Source organism: Rhizobium sp. 25PS6 (assembly GCF_032464655.1).
Classification (GTDB): domain Bacteria; phylum Pseudomonadota; class Alphaproteobacteria; order Rhizobiales; family Rhizobiaceae; genus Rhizobium; species Rhizobium laguerreae.
The window spans coordinates 1-527 of the sequence record NZ_JAWDIV010000085.1 but is presented as its reverse complement, the minus strand read 5'-3'; the positions used below and the strand labels follow the sequence as shown (position 1 = coordinate 527).

The window sequence follows — 527 nt, the reverse complement described above, 5'->3', positions numbered from 1 at the left end:
AGATCGAAGCGGTCGTAGAAATTGGCCCACTCGTAGGCGCCTTCCGGAACGCCATAACGCTTATAGTTCGGGGCTTCCTTGTGACCTTCCGGCAGCGCGCCGGAGAAATAGCCGTGGAAGTTCTCTTCGGCCATGATGTAGGTGCCCCAGGGCGTGACGCCGCCGGCGCAGTTGTTGATCGTGCCGATGGCGCGGGTGCCGGTCCCGTCGGCACTGGTCTTCAGGCGGTCGTTTCCGGCGGCGGGGCCGGTAATTTCCATCGGCGTGTTGGCGGTGATGCGGCGATTGTACTTGCCGTCGGCGATGACCTGCCACTTGCCACCCGTCTTGCGGATCTCCACGATGGTGCCGCCGTGGGCCGCCATCTCGACATCCACCTGTTCCTTGCTGAGCGCGCCCTGCTTGATCTTGCCGTCGACCACCTGGACGAGGCCGGGGAACATCAGGTGCGGGTTCGTGTATTCATGATTGACGACGAGCAGGCCGTGCTCGGACGAACCTTCGAGCGGAATGAAGCCGACATAATC

The 527-nt window shown here is 62.6% G+C and carries 1 protein-coding gene; it reads right to left on the bottom strand.

Annotation, left to right across the window (positions count from 1 at the left end):
• Positions 1 to 527: PhoX family protein (locus RWK44_RS34950; RefSeq protein WP_316030191.1), on the bottom strand; the 527-nt coding region annotated here is incomplete at both ends.